The 24,512-nt window shown below is 45.8% G+C and carries 18 protein-coding genes and 1 pseudogene; 9 read left to right on the top strand and 10 right to left on the bottom strand.

Annotated features, from left to right (window positions below; genetic code table 11):
• Positions 1 to 179: 179 nt before the first annotated feature.
• The 8 genes from ACOMHB_RS25350 to ACOMHB_RS25315 all read right to left on the bottom strand — a co-directional run bounded on the left by ACOMHB_RS25350 (position 180) and on the right by ACOMHB_RS25315 (position 12,190).
• Entirely contained in the window at positions 180 to 1,367 is a 1,188-nt protein-coding gene (locus ACOMHB_RS25350) for a hypothetical protein (RefSeq protein WP_448218838.1), read from the bottom strand.
• 300 nt (positions 1,368 to 1,667) lie between these two features.
• Positions 1,668 to 2,915, bottom strand: coding sequence for a hypothetical protein (locus ACOMHB_RS25345; RefSeq protein ID WP_448218837.1), 1,248 nt, complete (start codon positions 2,913 to 2,915; stop codon positions 1,668 to 1,670).
• A 146-nt stretch (positions 2,916 to 3,061) separates the two neighbouring features.
• Complete coding sequence (locus ACOMHB_RS25340; RefSeq protein WP_448218836.1) at positions 3,062 to 3,343, bottom strand: hypothetical protein; 282 nt, start codon at positions 3,341 to 3,343, stop codon at positions 3,062 to 3,064.
• 34 nt (positions 3,344 to 3,377) lie between these two features.
• Positions 3,378 to 4,754, bottom strand: coding sequence for a C2H2-type zinc finger protein (locus tag ACOMHB_RS25335; RefSeq protein ID WP_448218835.1), 1,377 nt, complete (start codon positions 4,752 to 4,754; stop codon positions 3,378 to 3,380).
• Positions 4,755 to 5,063: 309 nt separating this feature from the next.
• Positions 5,064 to 6,080, bottom strand: a complete 1,017-nt coding sequence (locus ACOMHB_RS25330; RefSeq protein WP_448218834.1) for a hypothetical protein — start codon at positions 6,078 to 6,080, stop codon at positions 5,064 to 5,066.
• A 322-nt stretch (positions 6,081 to 6,402) separates the two neighbouring features.
• Entirely contained in the window at positions 6,403 to 8,331 is a 1,929-nt protein-coding gene (aceF, locus tag ACOMHB_RS25325) for a pyruvate dehydrogenase complex dihydrolipoyllysine-residue acetyltransferase (RefSeq protein ID WP_448218833.1), read from the bottom strand.
• A 19-nt stretch (positions 8,332 to 8,350) separates the two neighbouring features.
• Positions 8,351 to 11,008, bottom strand: a complete 2,658-nt coding sequence (aceE, locus tag ACOMHB_RS25320) for a pyruvate dehydrogenase (acetyl-transferring), homodimeric type (RefSeq protein WP_422139195.1) — start codon at positions 11,006 to 11,008, stop codon at positions 8,351 to 8,353.
• Positions 11,009 to 11,800: 792 nt separating this feature from the next.
• A complete protein-coding gene (locus tag ACOMHB_RS25315; RefSeq protein WP_448218832.1) occupies positions 11,801 to 12,190 on the bottom strand; it encodes a hypothetical protein in 390 nt (129 codons plus the stop codon).
• A 99-nt stretch (positions 12,191 to 12,289) separates the two neighbouring features.
• Here ACOMHB_RS25315 and ACOMHB_RS25310 point away from each other — a divergent pair, with 99 nt between their 5' ends.
• The 9 genes and pseudogenes from ACOMHB_RS25310 to ACOMHB_RS25270 all read left to right on the top strand — a co-directional run bounded on the left by ACOMHB_RS25310 (position 12,290) and on the right by ACOMHB_RS25270 (position 23,068).
• Complete coding sequence (locus ACOMHB_RS25310; RefSeq protein ID WP_448218831.1) at positions 12,290 to 13,960, top strand: hypothetical protein; 1,671 nt, start codon at positions 12,290 to 12,292, stop codon at positions 13,958 to 13,960.
• Positions 13,961 to 14,129: 169 nt separating this feature from the next.
• Positions 14,130 to 14,383: pseudogene (locus ACOMHB_RS25305) on the top strand (transposase); the annotation flags it as partial.
• 191 nt (positions 14,384 to 14,574) lie between these two features.
• A complete protein-coding gene (locus ACOMHB_RS25300) occupies positions 14,575 to 15,546 on the top strand; it encodes an ABC-three component system protein (RefSeq protein ID WP_448218830.1) in 972 nt (323 codons plus the stop codon).
• The gene (locus ACOMHB_RS25295; protein ID WP_448218829.1) at positions 15,530 to 15,754 is read left to right on the top strand and encodes an ABC-three component system middle component 6; all 225 of its coding nucleotides are present in this window, start codon (positions 15,530 to 15,532) and stop codon (positions 15,752 to 15,754) included. Before ACOMHB_RS25300 ends, ACOMHB_RS25295 begins: the two co-directional genes overlap by 17 nt.
• The gene (locus ACOMHB_RS25290) at positions 15,745 to 15,999 is read left to right on the top strand and encodes a hypothetical protein (protein WP_448218828.1); all 255 of its coding nucleotides are present in this window, start codon (positions 15,745 to 15,747) and stop codon (positions 15,997 to 15,999) included. The genes ACOMHB_RS25295 and ACOMHB_RS25290 overlap by 10 nt, the downstream gene beginning before the upstream one ends.
• 37 nt (positions 16,000 to 16,036) lie before the next feature.
• A protein-coding gene (locus ACOMHB_RS25285) for an IS3 family transposase (protein ID WP_448215008.1) occupies positions 16,037 to 17,601 on the top strand; the annotation gives its coding sequence in 2 pieces (ribosomal slippage) (positions 16,037 to 16,490 and positions 16,490 to 17,601; 1,566 coding nt in all).
• 706 nt (positions 17,602 to 18,307) lie between these two features.
• The gene (locus tag ACOMHB_RS25280) at positions 18,308 to 19,141 is read left to right on the top strand and encodes a DUF2326 domain-containing protein (RefSeq protein WP_448218827.1); all 834 of its coding nucleotides are present in this window, start codon (positions 18,308 to 18,310) and stop codon (positions 19,139 to 19,141) included.
• Positions 19,142 to 19,596: 455 nt separating this feature from the next.
• Positions 19,597 to 21,294 (top strand): hypothetical protein, encoded by a 1,698-nt coding sequence (locus ACOMHB_RS25275; RefSeq protein WP_448218826.1) that lies wholly within the window; start codon positions 19,597 to 19,599, stop codon positions 21,292 to 21,294.
• Positions 21,295 to 21,448: 154 nt separating this feature from the next.
• Positions 21,449 to 23,068, top strand: coding sequence for a hypothetical protein (locus ACOMHB_RS25270; RefSeq protein ID WP_448218825.1), 1,620 nt, complete (start codon positions 21,449 to 21,451; stop codon positions 23,066 to 23,068).
• A 37-nt stretch (positions 23,069 to 23,105) separates the two neighbouring features.
• Here the strand turns inward: ACOMHB_RS25270 and ACOMHB_RS25265 are convergent, their stop codons facing one another.
• The gene (locus ACOMHB_RS25265) at positions 23,106 to 23,726 is read right to left on the bottom strand and encodes an isochorismatase family protein (protein ID WP_448218824.1); all 621 of its coding nucleotides are present in this window, start codon (positions 23,724 to 23,726) and stop codon (positions 23,106 to 23,108) included.
• 27 nt (positions 23,727 to 23,753) lie between these two features.
• A complete protein-coding gene (locus tag ACOMHB_RS25260) occupies positions 23,754 to 24,437 on the bottom strand; it encodes a pirin family protein (RefSeq protein WP_448218823.1) in 684 nt (227 codons plus the stop codon).
• Positions 24,438 to 24,512: the final 75 nt, after the last annotated feature.

Genomic DNA, 24,512 nt, shown 5'->3' with positions numbered 1-24,512 from the left:
AATAAACCTGTTTTTCTGTCAAAAACCAAAGGTTGCAGCAGGTGAAAGTTTGCCGGGAATAAGATGCCAGAATACAAGCTATTCCTGACCAGAGTGTAAATGACGTCTACTGTTGTTCGGTTAAAAATAGAAAGATAGGTGAAATTGAAGCGTGTTTAATAATTCTACCCAGCACGACATCAATTCTGGTGATATCCACTTCTGTGACAATACAGCTCTTCAAGAGTACTGAAGATCCTTCCACATAGTTGCCACACCTGCCTCCCCTCGCCATCGTCGACGAGCCCTGCCATGTCACAGAAGTGTGACCCAATAATGTGGTCCCTTCTACCGGGATGCGACCATCTAATATCCCATTCACCTTCGTGGTTCAACAAGCTGTGACCCTGCTGCTCCGCGATATTCCTGTAGACCTTCCCGCATACTCTCTGCTCGCTATCCTCCCCGACCACTATCAGGTCACAAAATGCTGGCTCAATGTGGCATTGTGTTCTGTGACGCGACAGCATTTCTTGATTCCTGAAGGACATCTCGCATGGCCGCCGCCTGCCATCATTGAGGATGATTAGCGCGTAACAGAATTTTGGCACGCAGTGGGATCTTCTTACATGAAGCGACCGCCCCTGAACAGTCCTGAAGACCTTCCCGCATCTCTGCCGTTGACCATCCTCTGCGACCATTATCACGTCACATTCGATTCTCCTGCTACGAGTTATATCGGGTGCCCTTGAATCTGTCTGGTATAAAGTGGGACTAGCTGGTCCGTGTTCTTGCTGGTTAATTTGGCCGCGAAAATTATTTTGGATATGTGCGTTATTTTGGATTTCCGAGCGAGGGTGTGGGTTTTGTCCGGGTAGCATCATAGCGCTAATCGCAAACGGGTCATCCTGACTTGCCTTTAGCTGTTCTATCGGGTCAGACAGCGGTGAATCGGAGTTCCAACAGCTTTTCAAAAGCCAACCAACAACGACCAACGCTTCTACAGGTGTCCATGAATAAGGTTTTGTGCTCATGGCAGCGGCACGGGTACTCAGAACCAGTTCGTATGCTACCAGCAAATTCGTGCCGTAAATCAATTGCCACGAAATCGACTCAATAAAAGACGTTTTTAGTCCGTAACTGCCAAGTCTGTGTGGTTTGTTATCAGGCCGAAAAATTGATCCTGAATAGCCGTTTGTGCCAACAATGTCTGACGGAGTAAACGACAGCGTATTAAGGTCACGTTTTATGGAAAAGTTACCAATTAGAGAACCTGCATCCTGTTGAAGCTCGACAACACAGCGTCTTGTCAGTGTTTTAGCCTGACAGACCATGGACGACAGCAACAGCACGGACAGGAATGCCGTAAAGAGTGAGTTTTTCATCATTCCATTCGTGCATTCTATTTTGTAGAAGAGAAAGATAGATCGGGAAAGTGATAGATCAAGAAAATAAGTATGTTGTCTGTCAAAAACCAAAAATTACACCGGATGAAAGGTACATCGTATATAAAAAATCATTCTGCTCTTGGTCAATAGGGTGGCGTTTTCGGTTACCCCGCGTGGCAACCTCTGAGCATCCGCGTCAGCCACTGTCTCGGCAGGGGTTAAGTGCCTGGCAAGACGTGCCCCGTCAGCATCAGTTGAAGTTATCACGGCATTTCTGCTGCTGGCCATTCTCGATGAACATTATTTGTCAGAGATATCTTCCCTTTCATTATTCTTTATAGAGGCTGCAACTGCATTCATTGAGTTTATAAGTGACTGGCTATTTGTTGAGTTGAGATAAATGCTTTGAGTGACAGGAAAATCATCAGGAGGATCGACAGAGAGGTCAACCAGTATCTCAAAATCATCGGGAAGATAATTGGAAGTATCCATCAAAGTGTCGGCATCATCAGGGAGATAAATAGAAGGATCCATCTCTCTGTCGACATCATCAGGGAGGTAAACAGAGCGATCAATCGATGTGCCAAAATCAGAAATAATATATACAGGAGGGTCAAGTAATGTACCAAACTCAGAAATGATATAAACGGGGGGTTCATTCAATGTGGCAGGATCAGTCGATGTAGAGTTCTCTCGATTGGGGGGCTGTTCACAGTGAAAATCGGCTGGATCAGCATGAAGAGTGTCGCATACCGAACTATCTGGGAAATTCAGCGAGCGTTCAGCTGACTCTCTGTTTCGGAGTGGTGATCGAAGTTTACAAACACCAATACAAGAATCGACGAAACAATTTAAACTCAACGTATGTCGGCTTTGTTCAGAGCCTTCGTTACCGCCACCGGAGCCGGAATGCTGAGGGCTGTTGAAAGAACCTTTAATTTGGCTGTTTGCCCCGGGGGCCTGCTGATCAGTTGATAATACTGTTGGCTGATTTCGTTTCTGGTTTTTTTGTTGACCATGTTCGAGGTACGTCATTGTGATGGTCGCATATGGGTCATCCTCCTGTAATATCATAGAAGCCGCACCCAGTTGATCCATTGTGTTGAACAGCGCTGAATTGGCGTTCCAACAGCCTTTCAGGAGCCAGCCGACAGCGACAAATGCATCTACTGGTATCCTTAAACAAGGTTTGGCGCCTGAAGGAATGTTATTGGTCAGGATCAGTTCGTAAGCAACCAGCAGATGAGTGGCGTAAAACAGCTGCCATGAAATCGACTCACTAAGGGTCGTTTTTGACCCATCACCGCCAAGTCTGTGTGGTTCGTCATCAAGTAGCCTATTTGAACCAGAATGGCTATTTGTCTGGGCAGTGTATGACGGGTTGCCCGCTAGTCCATGCTGGCCAAGCTTTGTAGGAAAGTTCCCGTCTGGAGAACCTGAATTCCGTTCAAACACTACAACAAAACTCTTTGTCAACGGTTTGGCCTGACAGATGACAGATAACGAATAAAGCAGCAACAGCAGTGCCGCAGACAGAGAGTTTTTCATTACATTCCAGTCTGTAGCTTATAATATTCAGTTCTTATTTTTTAAGAGGAAAGATAGATCAAGAAATCGGTAGTTCAAGGAAATAAGCGTATTTTTCGATGTTGCTGCTGCCCTGTCTACTTTTGGTCGTTATGTCCCGACCGATTTTAATTAGCCTTAAAATCATCCTCATCACCAGAACCGGGGCAGGTTCGGTAACCGCCAATTCTTTTTGGTTTGTCATCAGGCGGCAAAGCCGGTCCCCGACAGGCGTATGTGTCTGAGATGTATGACGGATTGCCTGACAATATAAGCTGCTCAGGCTTTATGGCAAATCTCCGGATTGGAGAATCTCCACCCTGTTCAAATTCGACAACAAAACTTCTTTTCAATGTTGCAGCCTGACCGAGAGAGTGATTGATCAAGAAAACAGGCATCTTTTCGGTCAAAAAAAAGCTTGCAGCGCGAAATGACAATCAGAAATCAATCACTTGACTTTGCATCATCAAGTTTTCGTTTCCGGTGTTGCCTTCTGTGATTCGACAGGGCTTGACTGTTTGGCAGGGACTTATGGCACTCAGAGCAGGTTTGCTCTCCGGTGTGATCCTTTCTTCTATGAGCCGCCAGGGCTTTCACGTTTGGCAGCGTAGTCTGGCACTCAGGGCAGGTTCGCTTTCCTGTGTGATATTGACTTTTGTGAGCCGACAGGGCTTTCACGTTTGGCAGCGTAGTCTGGCACTCAGGGCAGGTTCGCTTTCCTGTGTGATATTGACTTTTGTGAGCCGACAGGGAATGAGCGTTTGCCAAGGTCTTCTGGCACTCAGGGCAGGTTCGCTTTCCTGTGTGATATTGACTTTTGTGAGCCGACAGGGCATGAGCGTTTGCCAGGGTCCTCTGGCACTCAGGGCAGGTTTGCTTTTCGGTGTGATCTTTTCTTTTGTGAACCGACAGGGCTTGAGTGTTTGGAAGGGTCTTCAGGCACTCAGGGCAGATTCGCTCTCCGGTGTGATATAGACTTTTGTGAGTCGACAGGACTTGAGCGTTTGGCATGAGCTTCTGGCAATCAGGACAGGTTTGCTCTCCGGTGTGGTCTCTTCTTTTGTGAAGCAACAGGGCTTGAGCGTTTGGCAGGGTCGTCTTGCACTCAGAGCAGGTTTGCTCTCCGGTGTGATCTTTTCTTTTGTGAACCGCCAGGGCTTGAGCGTTTGGCAAGGACTTCTGGCACTCAAGGCAGGTCCGCTCTCCGCAATGATACTGACTTTTGTGAGTGTGCAATGAGGCTTGAGAGCTAAATAATTTTTTACAGCCGGGGTGATGACATTGGTATTTTTTGGTGACTGCCTTTTTCTGTTTTTCCGCAGGAGGTGGATTTAATTTTAATGACCCACCGGTTGTGCTGTCAGCTTCTGAGACAACTGTCGGTGCTTCAGCAGGATGGCTTACCGAGCCAGATTCCTGATCGCCTGCTTGCCAATAGACATCTGTTGTGCAAGCGAAAGAGTCATCTGAGATTGAACGACACCGGGTACTTGCGGAAGGAGCGAAGATACAGACTCCCTGTTGATTACAACAGGGCTGTTCATGGCAATTTTTGTCAAGGCTATGTCGAGAGTGGGTGGGCTGGCCCGAATTTTCATCATTATGGTCATTGTCGTATAAATAATGTGATTTTTCTGAATGTCTATTGAATGACTGACCATGATCCTCTGACCCTGTTGTCCGGGAATAGTTACCGCCGCCCGTTCCGTACATCAAAGTGATGATCTGAAGTTTGTTTCGCCTGGAGGGTTGGTCATCGGACAGCATGCCTGACCCTGAATATTCATTTGTGCTGATCGTGTGTGATACTTCGTTTTGCATCAGCCTCCAATCAGTCATTGGCATTGCAGTTAATAGGTCCGGCTCAGTTTTTATAGAAAAACTCTGGCTTGTCGAAGCCTCATTTTGATCAACCTCAACGATAAAACGATGAGTCTGCGGCTCAGCCGGGCAGACGAAAGACAAAAAGACCAATACGTGCGAGAGTAAGCTGTTAATGGTTCTATCCTTTATTTTCCGGGGATAGGAGCAGTGAGGATAGACGAGAGGACGGAAGGCACGAAACTAAAATCCGGGGACAATGACAGAAGATCAGACCTGCATCAAAGCCCTTGCCATTGCGGACAGACTTCATGGATGCCTTGGAGATACCCATAATAGCGACCTCGGACTCATACAACCATTTGTCAGGTTGATATCAATGCGGTGAATGTCAGAGAAATCAACAAAGAATTGATTATAGAGCTCATCTGGGGGGGCATCAGTAACTGGAATAAATGTGTTTCTATCGAAATAAACCAGTGGCGATGTGAAGGATCGACTAGTGATATCCGGGGATGAGACCTGTCCGGGTGTGGCTTCCATATGGGCGGTCGAATTCTCTAAAGAATTCACTACAGAAATCAGCGGCCCTTCTGCTGAGTTATCAGATGATTGTGAGAGTTTACAAACGCCATGACAGGAATCGACGTAACAATTTAAACCCAAGGTATGCCGTTGTTGTTCAGAGCCTCCACTACCGCCGCCAGAATCAGAAGACGATGGGTTGAAAAAGCCCGTAGCATGTGTGGTTGACCCTGATACCTGCTGACCGGATGAGGATGATGACCGGCTTTGTTGTTGACCATTTTGTTGTTGACCCCGCCCGGGGAGCATCATAATGGTGATCGCAAACGGGTCGTTCTGACTTGCCACCTGTTGTTTCATCGGGTTAAACAGCAATGAATCGAAGTTCCAATAGCTTTTCAAAAGCCAGCCGACAGCTAAAAACGCCTCTACTGGTATCCATGAATAAGGTTTGCCGCCCGGAGTGGCGTCATTGGTGGTCAGAATCAGTTCGTAAGCAACCAACAGATTTGTGGCGTAAAACAATTGCCATGAAATCGATTCAATAAAGGTCGTTTTTGCTCCGTAACCGACAAATCTCGGTGGTTTGTCATCAGGCAGAAAAATTGACTCTGCGAAGCCGTTTGTGTCAGCAACGTCCGATGGGGTGCCCGACAACGAATTCAGGACGTGCTTAAGAGAAAAGCTCCGAGATGTCTGTGTATGCTCGACAATAAAACGAGTTGCCAACAGTTCGGCCTGGCAGATAACAGACAACGACAAGAGCATCAGCAGCAGTGCTGCAACAGACAGTTGCTTCATTGTCGTAACAATGCACTCGAATTTGTTGGCATGAAAGGTAGATCAAGAAAGTGATAGATCAAGAAAACAAGCCTCATTTTCTCTCAAAAAACCAAAGGTTGCATCAGACAAGAAAGAGCCCACTAATGAAAACAGCTGCGGACTTTTTATTCAATGGGTCAGATGACTATTCCCTCTGGATGCGGGCTTTAAGCCTGGTTTAGACCAAAAAAGTGTTACATCAGGAAAGCAAGCGTGCTTTTCTCCCAAAAAAATTGTACCGGGTAAAAAAAGCCCGCACTGCAAAACAGTTGGGGCTCTTTTACTCACCGGAATCCCGGGATTACAGCAGCAAACGACGAATGTCTGACAACAGATTACTTAGCAGGGTGGTGAAGCGGGCGGCATCAGCACCATTAACCACACGGTGATCGTACGACAGTGACAGCGGGCACATCAGGCGTGCATCAAAGTCCTTGCCGTTCCAGACAGGCTTCATGGATGCCTTGGAGATACCCAGAATAGCGACTTCAGGCGAATTCACGATGGGGGTAAAGGCGGTACCACCGACTGAACCCAGGCTGGAGATGGTGAAGCAGCCACCTTGCATTTCAGCCGGTTTCAACTTCTTGTCACGGGCCTTGCCAGCCAGTTCGATACACTCTCTGGACAGATCCCAGATACCTTTCTGGTCAACATTTTTGATGACCGGTACCAGCAGGCCGTCAGGAGTATCTACAGCAACACCAATGTTGATGTACTTCTTGTAGATAACCGACTCACTGTCTTCACTGAGGGAAGAGCAGAATACCGGCATCTCTTTCAGTACGTAAGCCACAGCCTTCAGGAAGAAAGGTAACGGAGTCAGCTTGGTGCCCCGGGCTTCTGCCATTGCCTTGTTGGCCTTACGAAAAGCTTCCAGTTCGGTAATATCCGCTTCATCAAACTGTGTGACGTGGGGCACATTCAGCCAGGAGCGCTGGAAGTTCTGAGCTGCTACTTTACGCAGACGATTCAGGGCCACTTCTTCGATTTCACCCCACTTGGCGTAATCCTGGGCAGGCACCGGAGGAATACCCATCCCCCCTGTGACGGCAGCTGTCTGAGGCTTGTCAGCTTCAGACAGCATGGCCTTAACGTAAGCCTGAACATCTTCTTTCAGGATACGGCTGCGTGGGCCTGTGCCTTTTACTCGTTCCAGGGCAACGCCAAACTCACGGGCAAGCCTGCGAACCGCTGGACCGGCATGGACATTGCGATTGGCTTTTTCCAGTTCAACCAGTTTCTGAGCAGAAGCCGGAGCAGCAGGTGCTGGTGCTTTGGCAGCCGCAGGAGCCAATGCTGCCGGAGCAGAAGCCTGTGGCGCGGGAGCAGCCGGAGGCGCAGCAGCAACACTGCCCTGGGTCTCAATCCTGGCAATCAGGTTGCCCTGGCTGAGCTTGTCACCTTCTTTAATGCAGATCTCTTTGACAACACCGGCAAAAGGAGAAGGTACGTCCATACTCGCTTTGTCAGATTCCAGCACAATCAGGGAATCTTCTTCAGCGATTTCATCACCCACGGCTACGCAGATTTCGATAACAGGGACGTCTTCGGCACCAATATCGGGCACCGTCACTTCCTGAACGCCACCCGCAACAGGCGCTGCGACTGGAGCTGGTGCGGCAGGCTGAGGGGCTTCCGTCTGAGGAGCCGGAACAGGAGCAGCACCTGTGGTTTCCACTTTCACCACCAGATCGCCCTGACTCATCTCGTCGCCTTCTTTCACGCAGATCTCTTTTACTATGCCAGAGAAAGGTGAAGGAACTTCCATGGTCGCCTTGTCAGACTCCAGAACGACCAGAGAATCTTCTTCAGAAATCTCGTCACCTATAGCAACACAGATTTCGATAACAGGGACGTTTTCTGCCCCGATGTCTGGAATCAGAACGTCCTGAATGCTGCTGCCGACTGGTGGAGCAGCTGGAGCAGGCTCTGGCTGTGCAGCCGGAGCTGGAGCTGCTTCGCTGGTAGTTACGGAACCTTCCTTATCTACGACAATTGTCGTCATTTTCAGCATGTCATCACCTTCAGACACACTGTCACCTACCTTGACCATGATCTCGGAGATTTTGCCGTCACGGGGTGCAGGCACTTCCATGGATGCCTTGTCTGACTCCAGAACAATCAGGGAGTCATCGGCAGAAACTGAATCACCGGGTGCAACGCAGATTTCAATAACTTCTGCACTGCCACTGCCGATGTCGGGGATCTTGATTATTTCATCGCTCATTCGGGATAACCTTATGAAATCAGCAGTACAGTGGGTTAGCTTTGTCGCCGTCGATGTTGAACTTTTTCATAGCGTCTTTCATAACAGACACTTCCAATTCACCGTCTTTTACCAGACCGTACAGGGCAGCAATAACAACGAAGTAACGATCCACTTCGAAGAACTCACGCAATTTCTCACGGGTATCGGAACGACCAAAGCCATCGGTGCCCAGGGCAATGAAAGTACCTGGTACGAATTCACGAATCTGGTCGGCGTAGATCTTCATGTAGTCAGAGGCGGCAATAACCGGACCCTTGCGACCAGTCAGCTGCTGTTCGACCCAGCCTGCACGCTTCCCGGAATCAGGGTTCAACATGTTGTGACGAGCTGCCGCCATACCATCTCGACGCAGTTCGTTGAAGCTTGTGGCACTCCAGATATCAGACTCGATACCGAAGTCGTTACGCAGGATGTCAGCAGCAGCACGCACTTCCTCAAGAATAGTGCCACAGCCCATCAGCTGTACTTTCAGGCCGTCGTTTCCGGCGTTTTCCTCGAAGCAGTACAGACCTTTCACAATACCTTCGATAATGCCATCGCCTTCTGGCATGGCTGGCATCCTATAGCTGTCGTTCATAGTGGTAATGTAATACCACACGTTTTCGTTGTCGCTATACATACGACGCAGACCGTCCTGAACAATCACTGCCAGCTCGTAGCCGTAAGTTGGGTCGTAGCTGATGCAGTTAGGAACAGTGGAAGCGAGAATGTGGCTGTGACCATCCTGGTGTTGCAGACCTTCGCCGTTCAGAGAGGTTCGACCGGAAGTCGCGCCGATCAGGAAACCACGAGCCTGCATGTCGCCTGAAGCCCAGGCCAGGTCGCCGGTTCGCTGGAAACCGAACATGGAGTAGAAGGCATAGAAAGGAATCATGGGTACATTGTTGTTACTGTACGAAGTCGCCGCCGCGATCCAGGCAGCGTGGGCACCGGCTTCGTTAATACCTTCTTCCAGAATCTGACCCTGTTTGGACTCCTTGTAGAACATCACCTGATCAGAGTCGACCGGCTCATACATCTGACCTTCAGCAGAGTAGATGCCCAGCTGACGGAACATGCCTTCCATACCGAAAGTCCGGGCTTCATCAGGAATAATCGGTACGATGTGCTTACCGACATTCTTGTCTTTCGCCAGAGCCGCCAGAACACGTACGTAGGCCATGGTGGTTGAGATTTCTCGTTCACCACTGCCTTTGAGAACAGCGTCGAAGGCACTCAGGTCAGGAATTTCCAACTGCACATCCGACTGCTCGCGACGCTGAGGAATGAAACCACCCAGTTTTTCACGATGCTTGCGCATGTAAACCATCTCAGGGCTGTCTTCTGCGGGCTTGAAGTAAGGCAGGCTGGCCAGATCTTCATCTTTGATCGGCAGGTCGAAACGGTCACGGAACTGTTTCAGGTCATCGATAGGCAGTTTCTTGACGTTGTGGCTGACGTTGGAGGCTTCACCCGTGGTACCGGTACCGTAACCCTTTACAGTCTTGGCCAGAATAACCGTTGGCCTGTCGGTGGTGTTTACCGCAGCATGGTAGGCTGCGTAAACCTTGTATGGATCGTGACCGCCCCGGTTCAGACGCCAGATATCATCGTCAGAAAGGTGTTCCACCATCTTTTTGGTTTCAGGGTAACGACCGAAGAAATGTTCGCGTGTCCAGGCACCGCCCTTGGCCTTACAGTTCTGATAGTCACCATCGACGGCTTCGTCCATCAGCTTCTGCAGCACACCGTCTTTGTCCTGGGCAAACAGCTGATCCCAGTGACGACCCCAGGTCACCTTGATCACGTTCCAGCCAGCGCCACGGAATACGCCTTCAAGCTCCTGCATGATCTTGCCATTACCACGAACCGGCCCGTCCAGACGCTGCAGGTTACAGTTCACCACGAAGATCAGGTTGTCGAGCTTTTCACGGCCCGCCAGAGAGATTGCACCTGTGGATTCCGGCTCATCCATTTCACCGTCACCCAGGAAAGCCCAGACTTTACGGTTCTGCTCCGGGGCCATACCACGGTTGATCAGGTACTTCATAAAGCGTGCCTGATAGATGGCCTGCAATGGGCCCAGACCCATGGATACGGTAGGGAACTGCCAGAAGTCAGGCATCAGGTGCGGGTGAGGATAGGATGAAAGACCCTTGCCTTCTACTTCCTGACGGAAACCGTCCAGCTGATCTTCACTCAGACGACCTTCGAGGTAAGCACGGGAATAAATACCCGGAGCCGTGTGCCCCTGATAGTAAACCAAATCGCCTTCACGGTTATTGTTGTAACCGTGGAAGAAGTAGTTGTAGCCGATATCGTACAGGGTTGCACTGGAAGCGAAGGAAGAGATGTGGCCACCCAGTGAACTGTCTTTCTGGTTAGCACGCATGACCATTGCCAACGCATTCCAACGAACCAGGGAACGGATTCTGCGTTCCATAAACAAGTCGCCCGGCATTCTCGCCTCTTTCTCAGGCGGAATGGTGTTGCGATAAGGGGTAGTAATCGCGTAGGGCAGCTGGGTGCCTTTCGCTCTGGCATGCTGGGAAAGTCGGGTCATCAGGTAATGAGCCCGGTCTTCCCCTTCTTTTTCCAGAACGGAATCCAGGGCTTCCAGCCACTCCCGGGTTTCGATGGGATCAATGTCGTGCATATAGTTTGCTCCGAGAATTGAGCGCTGTAACCAGTTCTAAAAAAAAGCATCTGTGAAGGGATCATCAGCCACTGATGCATCTTTCCATTACGATTACCCGGACAGGAGTACACTTTAGCAACTCAGCCTTGAGCAAATAAATCGCCTCAATCTGAGATGGACAACCACATTTTCATAAGGCGGTTATTCATCAATGAGCCAGTGAAATTCTGTCTGTCAGGATAGTCGAGGCTCTAAGGGGCCGTTTTTTTCAGCCCATACCACCAGTGAAAACGAATCATCAAAAGGCGTAAGCCCGAAGAGTCCGAACAAGAAAAGATTGCTCGAGGGCTACCCCTGTCGCGGCTCCCAGCGCCAAACTGTTATCTATGAAAAATCTGTCCTGTCTGCTTGAGCGTAAGGTTCGACCACCGTGCCATCAGGCTTCCAGCCCGACGATTGGCCCTGGATGGAGATTTAACCGGGTGCAAAGAAGACAGAGCTTAAAACTTCAGAAAATTGATTTCGATCAATTTTGTAATTGAACTACAAGATAAGCAAAATCCGCAATGAGTACCAGTACTTAGGCACAGTAAAGTTACAGAAATATATCAAAAGCCGCTACATCATTACATTTATCCATGAAATTCCCATGACATAATTATTATCAAACAAGAAAAAACTCTATCAGCGCATACCCCAATAGCAATTTCCGCGCTGGACTTTACTCTGAATTTACGCAGAGAAAAGTCGAAATTCCCTACTGGAAAAAGAAAAATGCTGACGATTCATCGAATTAGTGTAAACCTCTCACTATATTGGCGTATCTTCCTGCCATGAGCTGATACCCCGGAGCCGACTTTGATCCGCTTTGATGCCAGCTAATGGAAAAGCAATTTTCTGCTTCCAGCTGGAGCTTGTTTTAAAGCTGATGCTCAGCTGCTGAGCAGGATCAATCTCACTGGCAACCTGTTCTCTTTCTTCCATGTCCAGAACATCATTAAATCGACCATGATTCATTGCAGTGGCAGCTATAGCTTGCCAGAGAGGCGTATCTTTTTTACTGGCATTGTATTCAGGATCAAGGGAAGCACTGACCTTGCTGGCCAGCTCATCATCGATGCCGAAAAAGAAGGTCTGCGAAACCTGTACCGGGAACAGAATCTGGCCCCTGCTGTACCTATGGTGTCGTTGAAAAAACACGCTTATTTTTTTGATCTGTCACTTTTCTGGTCTAACTTTCCTCTACCGATAAATGAATAACCAAGCACTGCGAACAACGGGCTTTAAAAGTGGGTTCTAATGAAAAATTCGTTCTCTGCGACACTGCTGTTGCTGCTTTCGTGGTTGTCTGCCGTTTGTCAGGCCGAATCGTTGACAAGAGATTATATTGTCAGGTTTCAACAGGATGGAAGCTTGCCAGATGGGAGTTTTTCTATTAAGCCAGACCGTCAGACATTGCCGGGCAACCCGACCTACCTTGCCGACACAAACGGCTATGCAGAGTCAATTTTTCCGCCTGATGACAGACCACTCAGACTTGGCGGTTACGGGGTAAAAACCGCCTTTTTTAAGTCGATCTCCTGGCCATTGATTTACGCCGCTCATTTTCTGGTTACTAATAAACTGATGATGACCACCAGTGACGTCCTGAACCCCAAACCCTATTCGAGGATGCCATTAGAAGTGTTTGCCACCGTTGGCTGGCTATTGGAAAGATATTGGAACAACAATTCGCCGCAGCTCAACCCAATAGATCAACCAGGGTCAGTTCAGGATCACCCATTTGAGATCACCACTATGATGCTTCCCGGGCAGGGTCAACAACAAAGTGGTCAACAACAAAGTGGCCAACAAAATAGTGGCCAACAAAACCCAACATCAGCATCTTCCGGTCAGCAGGCCTCTCGCAGAGCTTTTTTCGGGCTCAAGCTTACCGGCTCTGGCGGCGGTAACCAGGGCCCTGGACAACAACGGCACACGTACGGTTTCAATTGTTATGTCGGTTCCTGTCATGGCGTTTGTCAAGTCCAACCGCCATCAAGAAGTAGTGAGTCAGCTGAAAGGGGCCAGCAATACTCTTCTTCCCCTGCCCGAAGAGAGATTGAACCTTCGATAGCTCGTCTGTTGTTTGGTAACATAGGTAGTGACCCGTCCAAAAATCCTCATTTACCCAGCTTTGGAGAGAGTCTTGTTAGAGTATCTCATCGAGAAACCGGGGCTTCATCAGATTCTGAAGAACTTGATCTTTCTTCAAGGGTTGACGAAAAAGTATCCGAACTTTTAACTGAATTTTTCGTTCGTCCAATTGTAAATTTTCTGAATTACAGAGTCCTCGTGAATAAACACAACACTGACGACGAATATGTACATCTTGCTGCTGCAATGTGCAATGCACTGGGTGAAGAATATGCATATATTGTTGACTGTTGCGCCAGTTTTACCCACACCGTCAACTTTGGCTTCTGTCACACCCTTAGTCGTATGGCTGATGTGGTAAAAGACTTTTATGCAAATAGAAGCTTGAACCTGGATAAGTTCAGAGAAGATATCATCGAAGGCTTGAATACAGATCGCCAGACTCTTGTAGAGAAGATTACCCGTCAAGAGGTAGAGCGTGTAAACATTATTCTTCAACAAGGCTCATCGATGGAAGATAAGTATCAGCCGGTTGGTAATTTTGTATTAATTTTCTTTGCCCTTTCCGCCAACAATCTAAAAGAAGCGGGTGATTTTTTCCGGAAGGTTTGTTTTACAGATGCAAATGGCAACAAGATAACTCGGGATAGTCCCTCCCCTGAATACTCCGAAGAGTTCACAACTGAACCCACAGACACTTATAAATATGTTTATTCTTCAGTAAGAAATATAAAAGATATTACTCATTTACAAAGACTGGTTAACCAGCTTGCAGATTATTTAATTCCGAGTAAGGGCACTGCTTCAGCAAGTCGTGAAAATAAGCCTAACTAATGTAATGTGACTGAATTAACGTTACATAAATGTTTGTAGTAGCCATTATGAATGTCATTCCAACCACTACCTGTTTTTACTATGCAAGTTGCCAAAGAGATAACACTTAACGCTTCTAAAGAAACACGACTCAGAAAGATTAATTCTTCAGATACTTAGCCAGTAGGATCACAACACTGTGGAATGGCTGAAGTTTCTTAAGCAGATTGACAAGGAAACGGCAAAAGACAAAGAGCTGCACCTGATTTACGACAACTATGTGACACACAAACACCCAAAGGTGCTAGAGCGGCTGGAAAAACATCCTCGTTTCATATGCATTTTTCGCCAACTTCAGTATCATGGCTAAACATGGTTGAGAGATTTTTTCGGGATCTCAAGAGTGAGCAGTTACGCCGTGGTGTGTTTAGCACTACAATAGAAGCGATTCTTAGATTAGACGTGATGATTTAAATATAGATTTATTAACAAATAAATTAAGGTGGTGGAAATTATCAATACATTATTAAGCTCTAATATGTTATAAATAACAGTATCATTACTGGAAGAGAGTGATGTAAGATTTGCTCCTTCTAATTAAGTTTTTTTATGATTTTAATTGAATAGAGTTGGTAATGAATAGGACCGCGTATTACGATTATATTGATGAAAAACTTCATACACTTGCACTTAGAATCGATACTAACGGCAAGTTGAACATGCTGTATCTTCATATGCATTCCGAGAGCTTTTACTCACATCTGTTAAATCTAGTTTATGGTTATGCTCTAGAAAACCTTAACAAATCATCACAAAATGTTGAAGCAATCGATCTTATCGACCACAAGAACAAGATAGTTGTTCAAGTATCAGCAAGTTGTACAAACCGAAAGTTAGAGTCTGCCTTAGACAAAGATATCGTTAAAAAATTTTCGTCATATACATTCTTATTTCTTTCAATTTCAAAGGATGCTTCCATGTTAAGGAAAGCATCTATTAAAAATCCAAACGGAATCTTATTTGATCAGGCCTCGGGAATCCTAGATGTAAAATCTATATTAAATGAGGTTCTACAAAAAGGTGTAACGGAACAAAAAAAAATTTATGCTTTCATCAAAACTGAACTTGGTAATGATCTAGATATAGTGAAGCTTGATTCAAACTTAGCTTTGATTATCAATATACTGGCAAAAGAAAGATGGAGTGATGAAAACCAAAGCACTCCGACACACAAGTTTGAAATAGATCGAAAGATTAAACACAACCAATTAGTCAAGGCTAAATACTTGATTGAAGAATACAGTCTCTATCACGGGAAAGTTGATTCAAAATATTCGGAATTCGATAAATTTGGAAGTAATAAAAGCACTTCGGTTTTAGCAAAAATTAAACGTGAATATATACAGGCTAAAGGAGCAGGAGCACCTGACACTATATTCTTTAATGTCGTTGACGTACTGAAAAATATAGTGCTTGAAAGTTCAAATTATTCAGAAATTCCTATAGATGAACTTGAATTATGTATCGATATATTAGTGGTCGATGCATTCATTCGGTGTAAAATAATGGAAAATCCAGAAGGCTATAAGTATGCTACTACCCAATGATATTCACCCAGAAAATAGCATTTACTATAATGGTGCGGTCGTGCTCAAAACTCTCCAGGAGAGCGGAAAAATGGATTTGCTTGAGTTATATGAAAAAGCAAAGAACTTTAGCGAGATGTCGTTTCCGTTGTTTATCTTGTGCTTAGATTGGTTATATCTAATTGACGCTGCTGTACTGAACTATGGTGAAGTTGAGCTATGTTCATAAAAAAGATCGTGATCTCCAGTCCTTTAGAGGTTATCCGTGAAATACCTTTCCATAAAGGTATAAATCTCATAGTTGATGAGAGCAATGGCCAAATAACCGGAAATAGCGTCGGAAAAACTACTGTTTTAAAACTGATAGATTTTTGCTTGGGAGCAAAGTCCAAGACCATTTACGAAGACCCTGAAAACACCAAGCAAATTTACGCCCCCCGCTGTGTCAGGATAGTTGTCCCGCTCACTGATTAACCAATAAAAGCTAGACAGTGGGCGATGGACGTTGAATATGCCTCGTTTTTCAGAGGAACGTAAATCAGCTGTTTTGAAAAAACTGTTACCACCACACAATCGCTCTGTGCCGGATGTTGCCAGAGAGGAAGGTATCAGCGAACAAACCCTGTATAATTGGCGTAAAAAACTACGGGACAAAGGATTACCTGTGCCAGGGAACGAACAAAAATCAGAACAATGGTCTGCTGAAAGCAAGTTTGCCGTGGTCGTCGAAACCGCTGCTTTGTCAGAAACAGAGTTAAGTGAATACTGCCGTAAAAAAGGGCTTTATCCTCAACAAGTCAAGGAGTGGAAGCACGCTTGTATTTCAGGTGCTGTTCAGGCTTCTCAGCGTGCAGACCAGGAAAGCAAGCAATTAAAACAAGAGCGTAAGCGCAATCAGAGCCTTGAAAAAGAGCTTCGCCGTAAAGACAAGGCGTTGGCAGAAGCTGCAGCCCTGCTGGTGCTATCAAAAAAGCTCGATGCCTTCTACGGGATAGACAGCGAGGACAACTGACACCTGTCGATAAGCGCCGCCAACTGCTGACATGGTTTGATGAGGCTATAGCAAACGGCGCTTCTCGCTGGAAGGCTGCTGAACAATTGGAAATATCCCTGAAAACACTGAATCGCTGGCGCGATGACAATGGTGCAGTGTTAACGGACAAACGCCCGGATGCCTTGCGCCCGGTACCCTCTAACAAACTGACTGAGGAAGAGGAGCAACGTATTCTGACTATCAGTAATGAAGATGAGTATGCGAGCCTGCCACCATCGCAGATCGTGCCAGCCCTTGCAGACAAGGGAGTATACGTTGCTTCTGAATCTAGCTTTTACCGTGTGTTGAAAAAGTATGGTCAGTTGCACCACCGCGGTCGTTCAAGAAAGCGATCGAAAAGCAACAAGCCGACAACCTATGTTGCTACTGGCCCTAACCAGGTCTGGTGTTGGGACATCAGTTACATACCTTCCAGGGTACGCGGCCAGTTCTGGTACCTCTACCTGATACTGGACGTTTACAGTCGTAAGATTGTTGGTTGGGAGATTCATAGCCGTGAGTCTGGTGAGTTAGCCAGTGAACTGATTAACCGGACAATGGTGGCTGAAAAATGCACTAAAACACCGCTTGTACTGCACTCAGACAATGGGGCTCCAATGACGTCGAGTACCTTTAAGGCCAAGCTTGAGGAATTGGGCATTATTCCCTCTCATAGTCGCCCAAGGGTGAGTAACGATAACGCATTTGCAGAATCGATCTTTAAAACGGTGAAGTACTGTCCTCAGTGGCCATCTCAAGGTTTTCTGACGTTAGAACACAGTCGACAGTGGATGCTGAAGTTTGAGCGCTTTTATAACAATGAACACCGCCATAGCTCAATCCGCTTTGTGACACCTGCGCAACGGCATGAGAAAAGAGATCAGGAAATCCTGAATCACCGGAAACAGGTGTATACCAAAGCGCGAGAAGCTAATCCAACGCGCTGGTCAGGAGTTATCAGAAACTGGGAGCCTGTAGGTGCGGTTGCACTGAATCCTGAGCGGTTGTCTGAAGCAAGAATTAACGAGAAAAAGGCAGCCTAAAATTCAGTTTTCGGGACAACTATCTTGAAAAACTCCGGCCCTTGTCAGGGACTATCTAGTAGAGAACAATATATCTGCATCTCTGCATTTAACCGAAAATCTTGATGATGAAAAAGCCAGATCAGTAGTTATTGAACGAAACTTCCATTCAAGAAAGAAAACTGTTAGGAAAATTGACGGAATACCATACACAGAGAAAGATTTTGAAGACAAACTTACGGAGCTTTTTTTTCCAGAGCAAGTCAATAAAAAACCCACATTCCGCCAGATTATTTCACATAACATTCGTTATAGTGACCTGAGTGTTTCAAATACTCTAAAAACACTTAATAAATATACTAGTGATGCTGAATACGAATCTCTTTATTTATTCCTTTTAGGTTGTAATTTCTCAGAAGGGAACAGTAAACAGGAGATTCTTTACAAAATACAACAGGAAAGCACTTTCAAAAACCGTCTTGAAAAAGTACAGACAAAATCTGCATACGAAACTGCACTTGCACTTATTGAACTAGAAATAAAATCTTTAGAGAAAGAGAAATCTTCACTTAACATAAATGAAAATTTTGAAAATGACCTTAAAAATTTAAATGAACTTAGATATAAGATAAATCAGATTAGTAGTGAGATTGGGAATCTTAATATAAGAAAGAATCTTATAGAAGAAACTAAGAGTGAACTTGAGTCAACTGTTTCAAATATAGATTTGTCACAGCTTGAGCATATATACAGACAAGCTTCTAGTAACATCGCACCGATTCAAAAGACATTTGAAGATTTGGTTTTATATCATAACCAAATGGTTAATGAGCGAGCATTGTACATTTCAAAAGAACTCCCTGAACTTGAAAAAAAAATAATCAATAAAGACTCAGATTTACGAAAGCTTTTACAACAAGAAATAGAGCTTACTGACATTATTTCAAAAACTGATTCATTTGAGGAAATGGAAAAAATTATTGCTGAACTTAATAATAAGTTCAGAGATAAGGGCGAATATGAAAGTATCATAAGCCAGCTTAATGAAGTCGAAGATAACATCAGTAAATATGAACTAAAACTAAATAACATAGACAAATTGCTGTTTTCTGATGATTTTGAATCGATTGTCAAGCAAAAAATCAACAGGTTTAACGAATATTTCTCCACGACTTCAGAGTTTCTATACGGAGAAAAATACGCACTTAAATACGATAAAGTAGTTAACAAAAAGGGGCAAAAGCTTTACAAATTTAGTGCCTTTAATACTAACTTTAGTTCAGGTAAAAAACAGGGCGAAATCTCTTGCTTTGATATAGCCTATACACTTTTTGCTGATAATGAAAACATACCTTGTATGCACTTCTTGCTAAACGATAAAAAGGAACTCATGCATGATAACCAGCTCGTTAAAATCGCAGAGGTTGTAAATAAAAATGGTATACAATTTGTTGCTTCAATTTTGAAGGATAAATTACCGCCAGAACTCAATAATGAAGATTATTTTATTATTAAGCTCTCTCAAAGCGACAAATTATTCAGGATTGAGAATAATCAGTAACTCCTCACAGGTCTTAATATCGGATGTAAGTTTCGTATAGCAAATGCTTCCAGTTCGTGTAGGGGCTTTGACCCTACCAACGGCACCTTCGGTGGCTTAGCTGAAGCAGGCATGTGTGCCAAGCTTGGCACTTAACTTGGTCTGACCGAGAATAGCGACCTTCCAGACAACACCGTAACCCTATTGAGGATGGCATAAAACTGAGGACAAAAATTCGGTTTTGTGAGGAGAATAGTGAGCTATTTGAGGGACAAAAGCAGATTTTCAGACCAATTTGCTGCCGCCAAACGACTGCACGGATACAGGAGCTAGAGCAACGCTGGAGCAGTTGCCGCGCAGGGCAGACTAAAAAAAACACGCTTCTTTTTTTGTCTATCACTTTCTTGGTCTAACTTTTCTCTCTGGGAAATGAATACCTATGCAATACAAACAGCAGTCGATCAAAGTGGGATCTAATGAAAAATTCGTTCTATGTCGCCCTAATGTTACTGCTTTCGTGGTTATCTGTCGTCTGCCAGGCCAAACCATTGACAGAACGTTATGTTGTCAGGTTTCAACAGGATGGAAGCTTGCCAGATGGGAGTTTTTCTATTAAGCCAGACCGTCAGACATTGCCGGGCAACCCGACCTACCTTGCCAACACAAACGGCTATGCAGAGTCAATTTTTCCGCCTGATGACAGACCACTCAGACTTGGCGGTTACGGGGTAAAAACCGCCTTTTTTGAGTCGATCTCCTGGCGATTGATTTACGCCACTCATTTTCTGGTTGCTAATGAACTGATTATGACCACCAGTGACGCCGCTCTGAACGCCAAACCCTATTCGAGGATACCATTAGAAGTGTTTGCCACCGTTGGCTGGCTATTGGAAAGATATTGGAACAACAATTCGCCACAGCTTAACCCAATAGGTGAACCGAAGTCAGGTCAGGATCACCCATTTGCAATCACCACTATGATGCTCCCGGGTCAGGGTCAACAACAAAGTAGCCAACAAAACCCAACATCAGCATCATCCGGTCAGCAGGCCTCTGGATCAACCACCCAAGCTGGAGGCTCTTCTCTCAAGCTTACGCCTTCCGACTCTGGCGATGGTGGCGAAAGCCCTGAACAACCCCAACATACATACGGTTTAAATTGTCATGTCGAATCCTGTCATGGCATTTGTAAACTACGATCATCTCCCGATAGCAGGGATTCAGAACCCGATAGCAGTGATTCGGATGAAGAGGGCCAGCAAGACTCTTCTTCCCCTGCGCGACGAGAGATTGAACCTTCGATCGCTCGTCTGTTGTTTGGTAACATAGGTAGTGATCCGTCCCGAAATCCTCATTTACCCAGCCTTGAAGAGTGTACTGCCAGAATGGCTCTTCGAGAAACCCGGGCTTTATCAGATTCTGAACAACTTGATCCTTCAGGAATTGACAAAAAAATATCCAGACTTGTATCTGAATTTTTCGTTAGTCCAATTTTAAATTTTCTGAATTACAGAGTCCTTGTGAATAAACACGACACTGACGACGAATACGTACATCTTGCTGCTGCAATGTGCAATGCCCTGGGCGAAGAATATCAATACATTGTTCATTGTTGTGCCAATATTACCCATAACTTCAACTTTGGATTCAGCCACTCCCTTAGCTGTATGGCCAATGTGGTAAAAGACTTTTATACAAATAAAAGCTTGAACTTGCACCAGTTCAGACAAGATGTCATCGAAGGCTTGAATACAGATCGCCAGACTCTTGTAGAGAAGATTGCCCGTCGAGAGATAGAGCGTGTAAACATTATTCTTCAACAAGGCTCATCGATGGAAGATAAATATGAGCCGGTTGGTAATTTTGTATTAATTTTCTTTGCTCTTTCCGCCAATCATCTAAAAGAAGCGGGTGATTTTTTCTGGAAGCTTTGTTATAGAGATGCAGATGGCAACAAGATAACACAGGACAATCCCCCTCCTGAATACTCCAGATTGTTCACAACTGAACCCACAGACACTTATAAATATGTTTATTATTCAGTAAGAAATATGAAAGATATTACTCAATTACAAAGACTGGTTAATCAGCTTGCAGACTATTTAATTCCGGATAAGGGCACTGCTTCAGCAAGTTGTGAAAATAAGCCCAACCAGAAAACCGATGGTGAATGATAGATTTATTCCAGCATAGGTCAGGGATGACACTGTCTGTTTTTGAAAAAAACACGCTTATTTTTTGATCTATCACTTTCTTGGTCTAACTTTGCCCTGTAGAAAATGAATGCCTAAGCACTACTACAAGCAACAGACTATCAAAGTGGGATTAATGAAAAACTCGTTGTCTATGGCACTGCTGTTACTGTCTACATGGTTGTCTGTCGTCTGTCAGGCCGAACCATTGACAAGACGTTTTGTTCTCGGGTTTCAACAGGATGGAGCCTTTTCAAAAGAGAGCTTGTCTATAAAGCCAGACCAACATAAATTGCCGGGTACCCCGTTACACCTTGCCGACACTGACGGCTGCGCAGAGTCAACTTTTCTGCCTGATGACAAACCACTCGGACCAGGTGGTTATGGGGTAGTAACTGCCTTTTTTGAGTCGATCTCCTGGCCATTGATTCACGCCGCTCATTTTCTGGTTGCTAATGAACTGATGATGACCAACAGTGACGCCGCTCTGAACGTGAAACCCAATTCAAGAATACCATTAGAAGTGTTTGTCACCGTTGGCTGGCTATTGGAAAGATATTGGAACAAGGATTCGTCGCAGTTCAACCCGATGGATCAACCGGAGTCAGCAGATCAGGAGCACCCATTTGAAATCAACACTATGATGCTACCCGGGCAGGGTCAACAACAAAGTGGCCAACAAAATAGTGGCCAACAAAACCCGCCATCAGCATCATCCAGTCAGCAGGCCTCTGGATCAACCACCCAACCAAGAGGCTCTTTTTTCAGGTTTACGTTTTCCGGCTCTGGCAGCGGTAACCAGGGCCCTGAACAACACCGGCACACGTACGGTTTCAATTGTTACGTCGGTTCCTGTCATGGCGTTTGTCAAGTCCAACCGCCATCCGGTGGTAGCGGGTTGGCTGGAGGGGGCCAGCGAAACTCTCCTTCCCGTGCTCAAAGAGAGACCGAACATCCGATACATCATCCGTCGTTTGGTCATATAGGTTATGACCCGTCCCCGAATACTCATCAACCCAATCTTGAACTTTCAGAGGATGATGAAGAAATACCTTTCAAAGTTTTAGAAAAGTCTTTCGTCAATCCAATTATGTTTGTGCTGAATTGCAAAAGGCTCACGGAAAAACAGGCAATCGGCGACGTATATGTACATCTTGCTGCTGCAATGTGCAACGCCCTGGGGGAAGACTATGAATATATTGTTGATTATTGTGCCAGTTGTACCCACACCTTCCGCTTTGGCTTCTGCCACTCCCTCACCCGTATAGCCAGAATGTCAAGAAAATTTCATGCACGTAAAAGCTTTAACTTGCATCAGTTCAAAGAAAATGTCATCAAAGGCTTGAATACAGATCGACAGGCTCTGGTAGAGAAGATTGCCCGTCGAGAGACAGAGCGTGTAAACATGATTCTTCAACAAGGCTCATCCTTGGAAGACAAGTATGAGGCGGTTGGTAATTTTGCATTAATTTTCTTTGCCCTTTCCGCCAACAAACGAGATCAAGCCATTGATCTTTTCTGGGAGGCTTGTTTTAAAGATGCAGATGGCAACAGGATAACTCAGGACAACCCCTCCCCTGAATACTCCAGATTGTTCACAACTGAACCCACAGACACTTATAAATATGTTTATTATTCAGTAAGAAATATAAAAGATATTACGCATTTACAAAGACTGGTTAACCAGCTTAAGAACTCTTTAATTCCAGATAAGGACACTGCCTCAACAAGTCGTGAAAATAATGCTACCCAATGACGGTTAACTGGCGAGCTGATGAGCTCGCCACCCATGACTATCCTCTTGCGAAATAACTGTTCATCACATAACCGTATTTGGTCGTATGCTCAGCCAATACCTGCCCCAACGCTTCACCATATTCACTGCGCCAGTCGTTCATCAGCTCTGCCAGAACCGAAGCCCAGGTCGTCACTTTCACACCCGCCTGAGCCAAACGCTGTATCGTGACTTCCTGAGCCGTTTTATTCCAGGTACCCGAGGCATCGATCACGGCATACACATCGTAGCCTTCTTCAATGGCGGACAATGCCGGAAATAATAAACATACGTCCGTTACAACACCGGCCATGATGATTTTTTTGCGGCCTGTTTTCTCAATGGCTTGCCTGAACGCCAGGCTATCCCAGGCATTGATCTGCCCTTCACGCTCAATCACTTCCCCGCCCAGTACGTCGGTAATTTCAGGCATCACCGGACCATTTGGCCCCTCAGGCAAGCTGGCAGTCACCACCGATGGCAAGCCAATGGCTTTTGCCGTTCTGGTCAGGCCAACAATGTTGTTTTTCAGCACCGTCGGGTGTTCATCACCCAGCCCGACCATCAAACCCGTCTGGTGGTCGATCATTGTTAATACAGCGTTGTCCGGCGTTAAAAACTCAGAGTATTTTGTTGTCATGATCACGTCCTTATCAGTGTCTCTGTTTCATTGAAAAGATTCGGTAAAAATCAGGATCAGCTGGCTCTCTTGTTGGGCGACAAAGTTCAATTCCGTCGCTCTTACCAAAGTGCCAGCCTGAATGGTTTCGCCATTAATGCTTGCCTTGCCAGTGCTGAGATAAGCCAAAACCTCACCGCTATGCTCTGTCTGGTATCCTTCGGTGGCCTGAACCATTTCTACCACGGTGTGGCTATCAAACGTTTTCGTCTGTTTTTTACTACCTCCATAGATGCGTGTTCTGACATTGGTTTCCGGGGTATAAGCCTTGTAACCCGCTGGCTCGCCCTTTGTTTCTGGCAGAACCCACAGTTGAATCAATTGATTGGGGGTTTCATCCGGATTCACTTCGTTATGTGCAAACCCTTCACCTCCCGCTCGTTGTACCTGCGCCTCCGGGGCCACTAAACCTTTGCCGTGTTGCAAAGATCCAGCGTGGCTTATCCGGCCTTTTGCCATCACACTGATGACGTCGATCTCTTGGTGGGGGTGCATACCTGTCTCGCCGTGGGGCAAGAAGCTGGCATCAGCAAGATAAACGAAGTTACCTATGCCGTTGGCCGTCTCAGGTCGCTTTCGAGCACCAAATACTCGCTGATCTGTGACGACCTGTTTTTCTTCCAGTCCGGCAAAACCGCCCTGTGGTAGTTGCTCTAAGGTCAAAATTTCCATCGCTCAATCCCTGTTTTCCAGTCAGTGATGAAACCAGATTAGTTTGTTATCCAAAGTTGATATATATTCATTCAT

This window comes from Endozoicomonas sp. 2B-B, from assembly GCF_053470045.1.
The sequence above is the reverse complement of the archived record's forward strand: the minus strand, read 5'-3'. Positions and strand labels throughout refer to the sequence as shown.